Below are 13509 nucleotides of genomic sequence, written 5' to 3'. Positions count from 1 at the left end.
GCCGGCTTGCTGGACTGCTTCGCGGACTTCGGGGTGCGTGCCATGGTCGGTCTCCTTGAAAACCATCATAGGCCTGCACACAAAAATCCGGACACTCCCAGATCCGCTGCAACTATGAAGATCTAAACCAACGCCTACAACAACTTCCCAGGATTCATAATCCCCGCAGGATCCATCACCTTCTTGATCTCCCGCATCAACCGTAACTCCACAGCATCCTTGCTATGCAGGAAATGCTCACGCTTGAGCTGTCCAATTCCGTGCTCAGCAGAAATACTTCCCCCATAGCGATTCACTTCATCCAACACCGCATCCGTGATCGCCGCCCCATGCTCCGCGACCCAGTTGCGGTCTGCGCCTGCCGGGCGGGACAGGTTGTAGTGCAGGTTGCCGTCGCCGAAGTGGCCGAAGATGAACGGGCGGATGTCGGGGTACAGGGCACGTACGCGCGCTTCGGCCGACTGCATGAAGTCGGGGATGCGCTCGATCGGCAGCGACACGTCGTGCTTCAGGTGGGGGCCGTCGGCGCGTTGGGCTTCGGAGATTTCCTCGCGCAGCTTCCACAGCGTCTGCAATTGGGCCAGTGACGCCGAGACCGCGGCGTCCAGGCACAGGCCGCGTTCAAGCGCCGTGCCAATGACGTTTTCGAGCAGCGTGTTGAGCGCGCCCTCGTCGGTGGTGTCGGCCAGTTCCACCAGCACGTAGGCCGGGTAGCGTTGTTCGAAGGGTTCCTGCACGCCCTCGGCGTGCGTCAGCACCAGGTCCAGGCAATCGCCGGTGAAGAATTCGAAGGCTTGCAGGCGTGCGCCGCATTGTTCGAACAGGATCTCGAACAGTTGCAGCGCCTGCGCCGGGGATTCGACGGCGGCCAGCACGACGGAGCGCACGTCGGTGCGCGGGTACAGGCGCAGCGCGACGGCGGTGATGATGCCGAGCGTGCCTTCCGACCCGATGAGCAGTTGCTTGAGGTCGTAGCCGGTGTTGTCCTTGCGCAGGGTGCGCAGGCCGTGAAAGATTTCGCCGGTGGGCAGCACCGCTTCAAGGCCGAGGACCAGTTCGCGGGCCATGCCGTAGCGCACCACGTTCACGCCGCCGGCATTGGTGGCGACGTTGCCGCCGATCTGGCTGGAGTCTTCCGCAGCCAGGCTGAGCGGCAGCAGGCGGCCGGCGTCCTGGGCCGCGCGGCGCAGGTTGCCCAGAATGGCGCCGGCCTCGGCAACCATGGTGTTGGCGACGGTGTCGATGGCGCGCACCGCGTTCATGCGGTCCAGGCTGATGACGACGTTGTTGGCGCCGCCGTCGGGCGTGGCGCCGCCGCACAGGCCGGTGTTGCCGCCGCGCGGCACGACCGGCACGCCGGCTTCCTGGCACAGGGCAAGGCATGTGGCGACCTCGGCTGTCGTGCGCGGGCGCACGACGGCTTGGGCCTGGCCGTTATACAGGCCGCGCCAGTCGGACAGCCACGGGGCGATGTCCGCCGAGTCGGTGAACACGGTATCGGGGCCCAAAGCCTGGACCAGCCGTTTAGAAAAGTCGGTTGCGCTCATGAGATGTGGGATGCAGCGGGAAAGAGAAGATCGAGTTGCAGGCGGCCGGCGGCTTGCTGCAGGTGGCGGATGGCGGCCTGGCGGGCGCGGTCCGGATCGCGCGCGCGGATGGCCTCGAACACGGCGACGTGTTCCTGGTGCACGGCGGCGGTCAGGCCTTCCTGCAGGCGGCTGTTTGACCGGGCGGTGCTGACGGCCAGGCGCAGCTGCAGGTTCAGGTATTGCAGCAGGTCCTGGTAGTAGCTGTTGTGCGTGGCCGTCGCGATGGCGACGTGAAAGGCGATGTCGTGTTCGACGCCCGCCTCGGGGTGGTCCAGATGGGCTTGAAGCGAGGCGAGGGCCGATGCCATGGCGTCCAGGTCCGACGCCGTGCTGCGAACCGCAGCCAGCGCGGCCGCGCCGCCTTCCAGTTCCATGCGCAGTTCGTAGACATTGGCGAGCTTGTCGCGGTCGACCGCAATGCCGGTGGACACCTGAAAGCCCTGTGCGCCCGTGCGCGAGACGACCGTGCTGCCCGACCCCTGCCGGCTCTGGATCAGGCCCTGCGCGCGCAGGCGTTCCGTGGCTTCGCGGATGACGGCGGCGCTGACGCCGTACTGCTCGGCCAGCACACGGCCGGACGGCAGCTTGGCGCCGACGGCGTGGATGCCGTCGGCGATCTCGCTGGCAAGCTGGCGGGCGACCTGCTCGGTAAGGGTGAGGCTCTTGGTCAACATGAGCGGATTATAGGCAAATTTTTCAGGTTATCTGATAACTTTAATTGTTTCAGAGCGCCCGTCATTCGGTCCGTACGCCGGGGTGGTGAAGAGCGAAAATCAGTGAACGGCGTCCAGATTTGGATAGATTCGGCCCCGCACGCCCGCGGCGGGCGAGCGCTGTCGCTTCAAGCGGCGACCGACGCGCTTTGCAGGCCTTCGCTTTCGGCGATGACTTGGCCTTGGTCGACCACGCAGCAGCGGCCGCCCTGCGCCTTGGCCCGGTACAGCGCCGCGTCGGCGGAATCCAGCGCGCCTTGCGGGGTGCGGTTGGCGCCCGACATGATCGAGATGCCGATGGACAACCCCACGCAGACCCGGTTGCCGTCGGCCAGCGTGATGGGCTGCGAGACGTCGCGCAGCAGATGCTCGCCCAGCCGCAGCGCGGCCGTGGCGTCGATGCCGGTGACCAGGACGATGAATTCGTCACCGCCGATTCGCGCGGCCACGTCGTCCACCCGCAGCATGGCCCGCATGCGCTCCGCGATGGTCTTGAGCACCTGGTCGCCCCCGGCGTGTCCGTGGGTGTCGTTGATCCGCTTGAAATCGTCCATGTCCATGTACAGCAGCGCGGCGGCGCTGTCATGGCCGCGCGCGCTGGAACACACACGCTCCAGCGCCGCCAGCAGGCCGGCGCGGTTGGCCAGGCCGGTCAGCGCGTCTTCGCTGGCGCGCCGGTCGCTGTCGCGTTCGGCCAGCATGGTGGACACCAGAATCCGGTTGAGCCGGTGCGAGGCGATGACCATGCTGATGAGATAAAACGGGATCTGGATGAAGACGATCGCCATCACCCATTCGCCCGTGAACAGGGCGCCCAGGCACATGGGGCCCAGGCTCAGGAAGATCATGGCGCCCACCAGCCGGGGCGCGCCGTAGTTGCGAAAGCAGATCCCGCCCGCCATGGCGCCGCACGACACGCCGGCCAGCGTCGCCGCCAGCCAGTCCCCATTCAGCAAGGTGACGAACACGCCATAGCCCACGCTGAACGCCCAGAGCAGCGCCAGCAGGATGTACAGATCGGTATAGGTGTTGCCGCCCTTGGGGGCCGCCCGCAGGGCGGCGCGCAGAATCGTGACGCGCACCAGCGCGAGCACGATCTCCAGGATCAGCCACGAGACGTACAGCGGTTCGGGCCGGCGCCACGCGACGACGCCCGAGATCATCAGGGTGTTGATGACCCCGCCGGCAAAAATGGGGAGCGTGCCGAACAGACTGGCAATGAGCGCCGCGCGGATGTCCGCAGGCGTGTCATGCCCGGAATGCGTCAGCCAACGCGTCAGCCGCCACTTGGGCAAGCTGAACTTCAATCCTGTATCCACGCCGTCATATCCATGACCATCTACCCGAATTCAGTAGGCTGGCTGGCGTTATAGCAGGTATTTGAAACCTTTAGTATTGTCCTTGGGTGCAATACGGGCGGTCTTTACCCGTGCGCGCGGTGCCCGCAAACCGTGCATTCCGGGTCGCGCTGCACGTTGACGCTGCGCCATTGCATGGTGCGCACGTCCAGCCAGAGCAGGCGTCCGGACAGGCTTTCGCCCACGCCGGACAGCAGCTTCAGGGCTTCGGCGGCCTGCATGCTGCCGATGATGCCGACCACCGGCGCGAACACGCCCATGGTGGCGCAGTTGGCTTCCTCGACGTCGTCGGCTTCGGGAAACAGGCAGTGATAGCACGGTGCGTTGTCGTCGCGCAGGTCGTAGACACTGACCTGGCCGTCAAAGCGGATCGCGGCGCCGGAAACCAGCGGCTTGCGATGCTGCACGCAGGCGCGATTGATGGCGTGACGGGTGGTGAAGTTGTCGGTGCAGTCCAGCACCAGGTCCGCCTGGGCGACCGCGTCGGACAGGGCCTGGTCCTTCAAGCGCTCGACCCGGGCATGAACGCGGGTCTGCGGATTGAAGGCGCCCAGCATGTCGCGGCCGGACTCGGCCTTGGGACGGCCGACGCTGGCGGTTGTGTGCAGGATCTGGCGTTGCAGATTGCTCAGTTCGACGACGTCGTCGTCGGCCAGCGTGATATCGCCCACGCCAGCGGTGGCCAGGTAGAGCGCGGCGGGCGAACCCAATCCGCCCGCCCCCACGATGAGCACACGCGCCGCCAGCAGTTTTTCCTGCCCTTCGATCCCGAGTTCGTCCAGCAGGATGTGGCGGGCGTAGCGCAGCAGTTGCTCGTCGTTCATTTGTCCTTGCTGGGCTCGACTCCGGTCGGCGTGATCTTCATGCGCTGGGGCGTCCCGCCGCCGGCCTTGGCGTCAGCCTTGGCCTGGGCGCGGGCCGAGCCCTTCTGCACCGGCTTGCCCGCCAGCAGGTTCAGCGCCTGCTGAAGCTGGAAGTCGTCCTTGCCGCCGAATTCAAACACCTTGGCCGGCAGTTCCACGTTGTCCTGGTCGGCGCTGGACTTGACCTCGTTGGTGGTCTGCTGGTTCGACAGGTGACGTTGCAGGTCGGCCTCACGCGGCAGGCGGAACAGGTCGCCGTCGGCCGTGTCGGCAACGACGTAGTCCGGTTCGATGCCGGTCGCCTGGATGGAGCGGCCGCTGGGCGTGAAGTAGCGCGACGTGGTGAGCTTGACCGCGGTGGATTCGGACAGCGGCAGGATCACCTGCACCGAGCCCTTGCCGAACGTGCGGTTGCCCAGCACCTTGGCGCGCTTGTGGTCCTGCAGCGCGCCGGCCACGATTTCGGATGCCGAGGCCGAGCCCACGTTCACCAGCACCACCATCGGGACCGTCTTGGTCCAGGCCGGCAGGCCGGACAGGTAGTTGCTTTCGCCGCGAGCGTATTCCGACGGCGTGGCCAGGTACTTGTGGCGGGCGTCCGGGGTGCGGCCGTCCGTGGACACGATGAGCGCATCGGGCGGCAGGAACGCGCCGGACACGCCAATGGCGCTGGTCAACAGGCCACCCGGGTCATTGCGCAGGTCCAGCACGAGGCCCTTGGGCGGTTCCTTCGCGCCCAGCTCCTTGAGCTGGCGGGCGAGATCGGCGCCGGTCTTTTCCTGGAACTGGGCGACGCGCACGTAGGCGATGCCGTTGTCCAGCATCTTGCTGCGCACGCTGCGCACCTTGATGATGTCGCGCACGATCTTCACGACGATCGGCTGCGGCCGGTCGGCGCGCATGATCGTCAGGGTGATGGGCGACTTGGGCGCGCCGCGCATGAGCTTGACCGCGTCGTTCAGGGTCATGCCCTTGGTGGGCGTGTCGTCGATCTTGATGATGAGGTCGCCAGCCATGACGCCCGCGCGGGCGGCGGGCGTGTCTTCGATGGGCGAAATGACCTTCACGAAGCCGTCTTCGGCGCCGACCTCGATGCCCAGGCCGCCGAACTCGCCTTGCGTCGCGGTCTGCATCTCGCGGAACGCGTCGGCATCCAGATAGGCGGAGTGGGGATCCAGGTTCGACACCATGCCGGAGATGGCATTGTCGATCAGGGTCTTGTCGTCGACGGCCTCGACGTAGTTGTTCTTGATGGCGGCAAACACATTGCTCAGTTGCCTGAGCTCGTCCAGAGGCAGGGGGCTGCCGCGCTGGGCGACCGCAGTCACGCCAACACTGAGCAACACGCCAGCCACCGCACCGATGGCAATCAGACCGAAACCGCGAAACTTACGAGTGCCCATGCACACTTCCCGAATTTTGTTTTCGCCGATGGGTTTGGTAATTTACCAACGGTATTTTTCCAACGACATTCATTTACCGACAGCATCTGCGCCGATCGCATCCCAGCAAACCAGTGCACGACCGGCCGACCTACATCTACTGCGCCAGCCATTGGGCCGGGTCCACTGGAGCGCCACGATGGCGAATTTCAAAGTATAGGCCGGATTCCACTTGGCCGCCGGTCGCGCCGACGGTTGCAATAGTATCGCCGCCAGCCACCGGATCGCCCACCCGTTTGAGCAGGCTCTGGTTGTAAGCATAGACGGTCAGGTACTGCTGGCCATGATCCACAATGATCAGGTTGCCAAAGCCGCGCAGCCAATCGGCGTAAACCACAGTACCGGGGGCCACCACCTTGACGGGCGTCCCTTCTGGCGCGCGCAGCACCACGCCCCGCCATACGCCTCCGTCCGGGCGATCCACCCCGAACCTGCCCTGCACCTGGCCGCGCACCGGCATGGTCAGCCCGTGCCGCAGACCACTGCCGCCGCCCACGGGCGGCGCCTTTGCGGTCTGCTGAGCCGATGCACTGCGCGTTGGAGTGGCGGGCTCGTCAATCGGTTCCGTCTTTTTGGGCGGTTCGGCAGGCTTTGTTTGCGCCGGCGTATCGGCAGGGCCGCCAATGCGGGTCTGGCGCTGCTCGGCGGGACGCAATCCGGCGGCATCCGGGTCGGCCACGGCCACCGGGCCCCGATTCTGGCGGGCGGCCGCCTCGACCTGTTCGCGCGCCTGGGCGGCCTCGCGGGCTTCGTTGTCGCGGCGGGCGCCGTCCTCGGCAACCTTGCGGTCGGCCTCGGCCTTGCGGCGGGCGTCCTGCGCGCGGCGTTCGGCCTCGGCGCGCTTCTTGGTTTCTTCGGCCACGCGGCGGGCTTCCTCGGCCGCACGCCGCGCCTCCTCGGCCCGGCGGACTTCCTCGGCGCGCTTGCGCGCCTCTTCCGCCTTGCGCGCTTCCTCGATCTGCTTGGCAATCGCCGCGTCCAGATCGGTGATGAGCCGCGACAGGCGCTGGTCGTCACGTCCGAGCTTGTTGGCCTCGGCGCGCTGGGCTGCGATCTGCCCTTCCAGCTGGGCCAGCAGGCTGGCGCGCTCTTTTTGCTGCGCGACCAGCGCGGTTTTCTGTTCGGAGGTCTCGGCGACCCCCTTTTCGATTTCGGCGCGGCGTTCATCCGCGCGGGCTTGCAACGCCGCCAGGCGATCGATGTCGGCCCGCAAGGCTTTGACAGCGTCGGCCCGGGCGCGGGACACGTAGTCCAGATAGCCCAGATTGCGGCCCAGCACCTGGGGATCATCGCCGGAGAGCAGCGCCGTCCAGGGCGACAGGCCACTGGTGTATTGGGTGCGCAGCTGGTCGGCCAGTTCGACGCGGCGCTTGGCCAGCACGGCCTCCTGCGCGGCGATCTGCTTTTCCAGCGACGCGAGATCGGCCGTCGCCTTGCGGTTGGCCTCGGCCAGTTCCTTCAGGCGCAGGTTGATCCGGGAAATGGACGATTCCGACTGCTTGAGCGCGTCGGCCGCCTCTTTGCGGGCGGCCTCGCGGTCGTCGATTTCCTTTTGCAGGCTCTCGATGCGGTCGCGCAAGGCGGCCTGCTGTTTCTCGGCATCGGACTGACGCCCGGCAAGGTCGCTGGGCGCGGCGCGCGCAGGCAGCGTCCCACTGGCCAACATGACCGCCAACAACAACCCCGCCGTGCGACGCATAGAGATATCAGTCCTTCTTGGCCTTGCCCTGGGCTGCAACCGCAGCCATGGCCGCCTCGATCTCGGCGGCATCGCCCAGATAATAGTGGCGGATCGGGCGCAGGTCATCATCCAGTTCATAGACGAGCGGCTGGCCGGTCGGAATGTTCAGGTTGACGATGTCGTCGTCCGACACGTTATCCAGATGCTTGATCAGGGCGCGCAGGCTGTTGCCGTGGGCGGCGATCAGCACCTTGCGGCCGGAACGGATGGCCGGGGCGATCGATTCGTTCCAGAACGGCAGCACGCGGGCCACGGTGTCCTTCAGGCACTCGGTGGCGGGCAGCTGGTCGGCCGGAATCTTGGCGTAGCGGCTGTCGAAACGCGGGTGGCGTTCGTCGTCCAGGGACAACGGTTCCGGGGCGATGGCGTAAGCGCGGCGCCAGATCAGCACCTGCTCGTCGCCGTACTTGGCGGCCGTTTCGGACTTGTTCAGGCCTTGCAGGGCGCCGTAGTGGCGCTCGTTCAGGCGCCAGTTCACGCCGACCGGGGTGTACATGGCGTCCATGGCGTCCAGCGCGATCCACAGGGTGCGGATGGCGCGCTTGAGCACGGAGGTGTAGGCCAGGTCGAAGGCGAAGCCTTCCTTCTTGAGCAGTTCGCCCGCCTTGCGGGCCTGTTCGCGGCCCGTGTCGGTCAGGTCGACGTCGGTCCAGCCGGTGAAACGGTTTTCAAGATTCCACTGGCTTTCACCGTGGCGCATCAGTACGAGTTTGTGCATGGTTTGGGGCGCCCGCAGCGCGGGTTAAAGTTGGAGGATGGTTAAGGAATGGGCTCATTTTATAATTGAGTGATTTTGCCCGTGATTCTGCCCCGGCGCACCGCGTCCATGTCCTGGACGCGATGCATCAGGGTTCGCCCCTACCCGGCTGGCCGGCGGACTTGCCGACATGCAAGCCGGCGTAGCGCCAGCCGACGTACTACAGGAAGCCTTCGTGGACCTTTTGCAATTCTTGCTCGATAAAAACAACATTTTCATTGTCGCCGTCGCCGTGGTGTCCGGCGTGATGCTGATCATTCCGGCCCTGCGCAAGGGCCGTACCGGATCTGCCATCAGCACGAATGAAGCCATCCAGATGGTCAACCAGCGCAATGCCGTGTGGGTCGACGTGCGCCCTGCCGAGCAATTCCAGGCCGGCCACATCGCCCAGGCACGAAACGTGCCGGCAGCCGACATCGAGCAGAAGGCCAGCTCGCTGCCCAAGAACAAGCCGCTCGTGGTGGTTTGCGACAATGGCCGCGATTCGGCCCGCGCCGCCGCCAAGCTGCGCGCTCAGGGCTTTACCGACGTCGTGCCGCTGGAAGGCGGCATGCGCGCGTGGTCCGCCGCCAGCCTGCCGGTCACCCAGAAGGGTTGAAGCGGGCGGACTCGCCCCCATCTACCTATTCTTGTACCCACAGGAGCGCCCTATGAACAAAGTCGTCATGTACAGCAAGGACTATTGCCCTTATTGCGCCCGCGCCAAGTCGCTGCTCGAGCAGCGCGGCGTGACCGACCTGGAAATCATCCAGATCGACCGGGAACCGTCCCAGCGCGATGTCATGATCGAACGCACCGGCCGGCGCACCGTCCCGCAGATCTTCATCGGCGATACCCATGTCGGCGGTTGCGACGACCTGATGGCCCTGGACCGCTCGGGTGGACTCACCCCCTTGCTGAACGGCTAATCGCCCCTTTTTGCCTCTCCCACCAACGGAAACACTCATGGCTGATCAAGACCAAAACTCCCAGCAAGAAGGCGGCAACGACGCGCCCTCGTTCAATCTGCAGCGCGTCTACCTGAAAGACCTTTCGCTGGAAATGCCTAACGCGCCTCACGTGTTCCTGGAGCAGGAAGCACCCCAGGTCGAGGTGAGCATCACCGTGGGCGGTCAGCGCCTGGCCGAAACCGTGTTCGAAACCACGGTCACCGTCACCGTCACCACGCGCATCAACGACAAGGTCGTGTACCTGGTCGAAGGCACGCAAGCCGGCATCTTCGAAGCGGCCAACATCCCCGAGGAACAGCTCGATCCGCTGCTGGGCATTGTCTGCCCCACGATGCTCTACCCGTACCTGCGCGCCAACATCGCCGACGCGATCACCCGCACCTCGATGCCCCCGCTGCACCTGACAGAAGTCAACTTCCAGGCCCTGTACGAACAGCGCATCGCCGAACTGCAACAGCAGCAGGCTGGCGCCGCCAATGGTAGCGGCGGCGACTCGGGCATCATCCTGCCCCCCGGCGCGACCCGCCAGTAAGCACCCCGCGGCGCCCCATGAACCAACCCGCCGAGCCGCGCCTGCGCGTCGCCGTCCTGGGTGCGGGCAGTTGGGGCACCGCGCTGGCGGCGGCCGCCAGCCGCCGCCACCCCACCCAGCTCTGGGCGCGCGAAGCCGCGCAAGCGGCCGCCATGGCCGCCACCCACGAAAATGCCCGCTATCTGGCGGGCATTTCCCTGCCCAGGACGCTGCAGTTTTCCGCCGATCTGGACGCCACGCTGCGCACCTTGCAGGACGACGCCGCGCGCCCCCTGATCGTGCTGGGCGTGCCCGTCGCGGGTCTCATGTCCATCTGCGAGGCGCTGTCGCAACGGCTGCCCGCCCTGGGCCTGCAGGACACTCCCATCGTCTGGACGTGCAAGGGCTTTGAAGCCGACACGGCCAGGCTGCCCCACGAAATCATGCGCGAGGCCCTGCCCGGCGCAACGGGCGGCGCCTTGTCAGGCCCCTCGTTCGCCCGAGAAGTCGCGCAAGGCCTGCCCGTCGCGCTGACGGTCGCCAGCAGCAGCCCCGCGCTGCGCGAGGTCACGACCGCGGCGTTCCATGGCGCGGCGCTGCGGGTCTACGCCAGCACCGACCTGGTCGGCGTCGAGGTGGGCGGCGCACTAAAGAACGTGATCGCGGTTGCCTGCGGCATCTGCGACGGCCTTGCGCTGGGCACCAATGCCCGCGCGGCCCTGATTACCCGCGGCCTGGCCGAGATGACCCGTTTTGGCGTCGCGCTGGGCGCGCAGGCCGAAACCTTCGCCGGGCTGACCGGCCTGGGCGATCTGGTGCTGACCGCCACGGGCGAGCTATCGCGCAACCGGCGCGTGGGCCTGGAGATCGGCGCCGGCCGCAAGCTGGCCGACATCCTGGCCAGCGGCATCACCGCCGAGGGCGTGCGCTGCGCCCGCGCCGCGCTGGAACGCGCCCGCGCCATCAATGTCGAATTGCCCATAACCGAAGCCGTGTGCGCCGTGCTGTTCGAAGGCGTGGCGCCCATGACGGCCGTCTCGGCCCTGCTGGCGCGGGATGCGCGTTACGAAGGGTCCGGCTCCGGCGAGGCCTTCGGCGCCGCCTAGACCGCGCCTCTGTCCATTCCGCTCCGACAACAACACACGACACCCACCCCGAGGAGACATCCTTCATGACGCAAACCCGCAAGTTCCGGGTCGGCCCGCTGCTGCGTGGCCTTTGCCTGAGCCTGGCCGCCATCGTGCCCTTTGCCGCCCATGCCGACTGGCCTGAGCGCCCGATCCACATGGTGGTGCCCTTCCCGCCGGGCTCGTCTCCCGACATCCTGGCGCGCACGATTTCCGAGCCGCTTTCCCAGGCCCTGGGTCAGCCCATCGTCATCGACAACAAGCCGGGCGCGGGCGGCAACATCGGCACGCGCATGGTGGCGCAGGCCAAGCCCGACGGCTACACGCTGCTCTACACGATCAACGGCCCGCTGGTCACCGCCCCCACCCTGTACAAGAAGACGCTGGGCTACGACCCCCTGACCGATCTGGAGCCGGTGTCGCTGGTGGGCACCAGCCCCAACGTGCTGGTGGTGCCGGGCAGCCTGAAGGTCGACAACGTCCAGGACTTCGTCAAGCTGGTCAAAGGCCGCGGCAATTCGCTGAACTACGGGTCGGTCGGCCCGGGCAGCTCGGCCCACCTGGCCATGGAGATGTTCAAGGAAAGCGCGGGCGTGGACCTGGCGCACATTCCGTATTCCGGCTTTCCCCAGGTCATCACCGCCATCATCGGCGGCGACGTGCAGGCGGGCTTCATGGTGCCGGCGATCGCCGTGCCGCAGGCGCGCGACGGCAAGGTCAAGCTGCTGGCCGTGACCAGCCTGCAGCCCAGCGACGCCCTGCCCGGCGTGCCGACCATGGCCTCGCAAGGCTATCCGGATTTCGAAGCCATCTCGTGGAATGCGATCCTGGCGCCGGCCGGCACGCCCACGCCGATCGTCGAACGGCTCAATAGCGAACTGGCGCGCATCATCAATAGCGACGCCGTGCGCAAGCAGCTTGCGCTGCAATACTTCACGCCCGCCCCGTCCACCCCGGAAGCCCTGACCGCCCGCATCAAGAATGAAAAGGCGCGTTGGGACCAGGTGATCGACAAGCTCAAGCTGTCGCTGGACTGAGCTTCCCGGCCGAAGGTGGCGCTATGCGCCGCCTTCGTAGCCCTGCTGGCGCCAGGCTTCGAACACCGTGACCGCCACGGCATTCGACAGGTTCAGGCTGCGCTGGCCGGCGCGCATCGGCAGCCGCAGCCGCTGCTGCGGCGGAAACATCGCCTGGTGCTCGTCGGACAGGCCGGCGCTTTCGCGGCCAAACACGAACACATCCCCCGGCTTGAAACTGACGTCGGCCACGCTGCGCTGCGCGTGCGTGGTCAGCGCATAGATGCTGGACGCGGCCGCGCCGGTATCTTCCAGCGCCTCGCGCAGCGTGTCATGCACGCGCACGGGTTGCCACTCGTGATAGTCCAACCCGGCCCGCCGCATGCGGGCGTCATCCAGTTCAAACCCCAACGGCCGCACCAGATGCAGCTGCGCGCCGGTATTGGCGCACAGGCGAATGGCGTTGCCCGTGTTGGGCGGGATCTCCGGGCAGACAAGAATGACGTGGAACATGGTGCAGGGAAGATAAAAAGGCGCGCGGCCGGAAGCGGCCGCAGGCGTGATTGTCGCCGATTTGACAGGAGGGGCCGGCGCGCAGCGGGCCATCCCGGCGGCCGGGCCTGGACGCCGGCCGATGCGTTGACTGTCGCTTTGCATGCCGCTCTGGCCCCGACGTACGCCGGCAATCCAGCGTCATGGCGTGCGCGCGGCGACCAGCACCGTGACGCTGGCCGCGCCCGCCGCCATCAGGGCCGCCGCGGCGGCCCCAGCGGTGCTGCCGGTGGTCATCACGTCGTCCACCACCGCCACATGCCGGCCAAGAACGGTGCCGGTGCAGGTGAAAAGACCCGCGGCCCCGCGCTGCCTGGCGCGCCGGTCCAGCGTGGCCTGCCGGGCCGTCTCGCGCCGCCGCGCCAGAACAAGGCGTGGCGCGGGCAGCGACAGTTCGGCCGCCAGGCTGCGCGCGATCTCGGCCGCCGGGTTCATGCCGCGCTGGCGCAGCGACGCGCGGCTGGCCGGGATGGGGACCAGGAGCAGATCGGCAGGCCAGGCGCCCGCGCCCGGACTGGCTGCCCCGTCCGCCGCCTTAAACGCCTGCGCCATCAACCGCGCCAGCACCGGCGCCATGCTGAGCCGCAACTGCGTCTTGAGCATCAGGATCAGCGTGTCGCCGGGCGGCGCGTAGTCAAGGGCCGCGACGGTCCGGCTGAATGGGCGCGGCGCCGCCAGGCAGGCCGCGCAATGCTGCCCGCCGCCTTTGAGGCGAAGCGCGCACTGCGGGCATCTGGCCGATGGGCCCGGCGGCCCCGCCAGGATGTCGGCCTGGCAGCCGGCGCACAGCCGCGCCCCCGCGACCCGGGCGCCGCATAACGGGCAATCGCCGCCCACGCGCGACAGCAGCCGTCGCCCCATGTCCAGTAGGGGCAATCGGAGCCTGTGGC

At 67.1% G+C, this 13509-nt stretch carries 14 protein-coding genes; 5 read left to right on the top strand and 9 right to left on the bottom strand.

Translation table 11 applies throughout. The features are described 5' to 3' along the window. Positions 1-134: 134 nt before the first annotated feature. From ASD87_RS08255 to gpmA, 7 genes are all read right to left on the bottom strand, one after another. Positions 135-1547 carry an FAD-binding oxidoreductase gene (locus ASD87_RS08255; RefSeq protein WP_056319755.1) on the bottom strand — a complete coding sequence of 471 codons (1413 nt, stop codon included), beginning with the start codon at positions 1545-1547 and terminating at the stop codon, positions 135-137. Beyond that, entirely contained in the window at positions 1544-2263 is a 720-nt protein-coding gene (locus tag ASD87_RS08250) for a FadR/GntR family transcriptional regulator (protein ID WP_056319752.1), read from the bottom strand. The genes ASD87_RS08255 and ASD87_RS08250 overlap by 4 nt, the downstream gene beginning before the upstream one ends. Positions 2264-2430: 167 nt before the next feature. Then, a complete protein-coding gene (locus ASD87_RS08245) occupies positions 2431-3609 on the bottom strand; it encodes a diguanylate cyclase (RefSeq protein WP_227741320.1) in 1179 nt (392 codons plus the stop codon). A 116-nt stretch (positions 3610-3725) separates the two neighbouring features. Further along, positions 3726-4484 carry a molybdopterin-synthase adenylyltransferase MoeB gene (locus ASD87_RS08240; protein ID WP_056319748.1) on the bottom strand — a complete coding sequence of 253 codons (759 nt, stop codon included), beginning with the start codon at positions 4482-4484 and terminating at the stop codon, positions 3726-3728. Next, entirely contained in the window at positions 4481-5926 is a 1446-nt protein-coding gene (locus ASD87_RS08235; RefSeq protein ID WP_056319746.1) for a S41 family peptidase, read from the bottom strand. The genes ASD87_RS08240 and ASD87_RS08235 overlap by 4 nt, the downstream gene beginning before the upstream one ends. Positions 5927-6062: 136 nt before the next feature. Beyond that, a complete protein-coding gene (locus tag ASD87_RS08230) occupies positions 6063-7664 on the bottom strand; it encodes a murein hydrolase activator EnvC (protein ID WP_056319744.1) in 1602 nt (533 codons plus the stop codon). A gap of 7 nt (positions 7665-7671) precedes the next feature. Further along, a complete protein-coding gene (gpmA, locus tag ASD87_RS08225; protein ID WP_056319742.1) occupies positions 7672-8424 on the bottom strand; it encodes a 2,3-diphosphoglycerate-dependent phosphoglycerate mutase in 753 nt (250 codons plus the stop codon). 214 nt (positions 8425-8638) lie between these two features. Between gpmA and ASD87_RS08220 the strand changes: the two genes are divergently transcribed. The 5 genes from ASD87_RS08220 (at position 8639) to ASD87_RS08200 (ending at position 12088) form a co-directional block, all read left to right on the top strand. Beyond that, complete coding sequence (locus ASD87_RS08220; protein WP_056319739.1) at positions 8639-9061, top strand: rhodanese-like domain-containing protein; 423 nt, start codon at positions 8639-8641, stop codon at positions 9059-9061. 52 nt (positions 9062-9113) lie between these two features. Next, on the top strand, positions 9114-9371 hold the full coding sequence (gene grxC, locus ASD87_RS08215) for a glutaredoxin 3 (protein ID WP_056319736.1): 258 nt from the start codon (positions 9114-9116) through the stop codon (positions 9369-9371). A gap of 37 nt (positions 9372-9408) precedes the next feature. Continuing rightward, the gene (gene secB / locus ASD87_RS08210; protein ID WP_056319734.1) at positions 9409-9945 is read left to right on the top strand and encodes a protein-export chaperone SecB; all 537 of its coding nucleotides are present in this window, start codon (positions 9409-9411) and stop codon (positions 9943-9945) included. A gap of 17 nt (positions 9946-9962) precedes the next feature. Further along, complete coding sequence (locus ASD87_RS08205; protein WP_056319731.1) at positions 9963-11030, top strand: NAD(P)H-dependent glycerol-3-phosphate dehydrogenase; 1068 nt, start codon at positions 9963-9965, stop codon at positions 11028-11030. A gap of 65 nt (positions 11031-11095) precedes the next feature. Beyond that, on the top strand, positions 11096-12088 hold the full coding sequence (locus ASD87_RS08200) for a tripartite tricarboxylate transporter substrate binding protein (RefSeq protein ID WP_056319730.1): 993 nt from the start codon (positions 11096-11098) through the stop codon (positions 12086-12088). Positions 12089-12109: 21 nt separating this feature from the next. Here the strand turns inward: ASD87_RS08200 and ASD87_RS08195 are convergent, their stop codons facing one another. Both ASD87_RS08195 and ASD87_RS08190 read right to left on the bottom strand, forming a co-directional pair. After that, positions 12110-12580: a tRNA (cytidine(34)-2'-O)-methyltransferase gene (locus ASD87_RS08195; RefSeq protein WP_056319784.1), complete on the bottom strand. Its 471-nt coding sequence runs from the start codon at positions 12578-12580 to the stop codon at positions 12110-12112. Between the two features lie 180 nt (positions 12581-12760). Then, complete coding sequence (locus tag ASD87_RS08190) at positions 12761-13495, bottom strand: ComF family protein (RefSeq protein WP_369818514.1); 735 nt, start codon at positions 13493-13495, stop codon at positions 12761-12763. Between the last annotated feature and the right edge of the window lie 14 nt (positions 13496-13509).

The sequence above is a fragment of the Achromobacter sp. Root170 genome, assembly GCF_001428165.1.
In the GTDB taxonomy this organism is placed as follows: domain Bacteria; phylum Pseudomonadota; class Gammaproteobacteria; order Burkholderiales; family Burkholderiaceae_B; genus Achromobacter; species Achromobacter mucicolens.
This window is presented reverse-complemented; position numbering and strand designations above follow the sequence as displayed.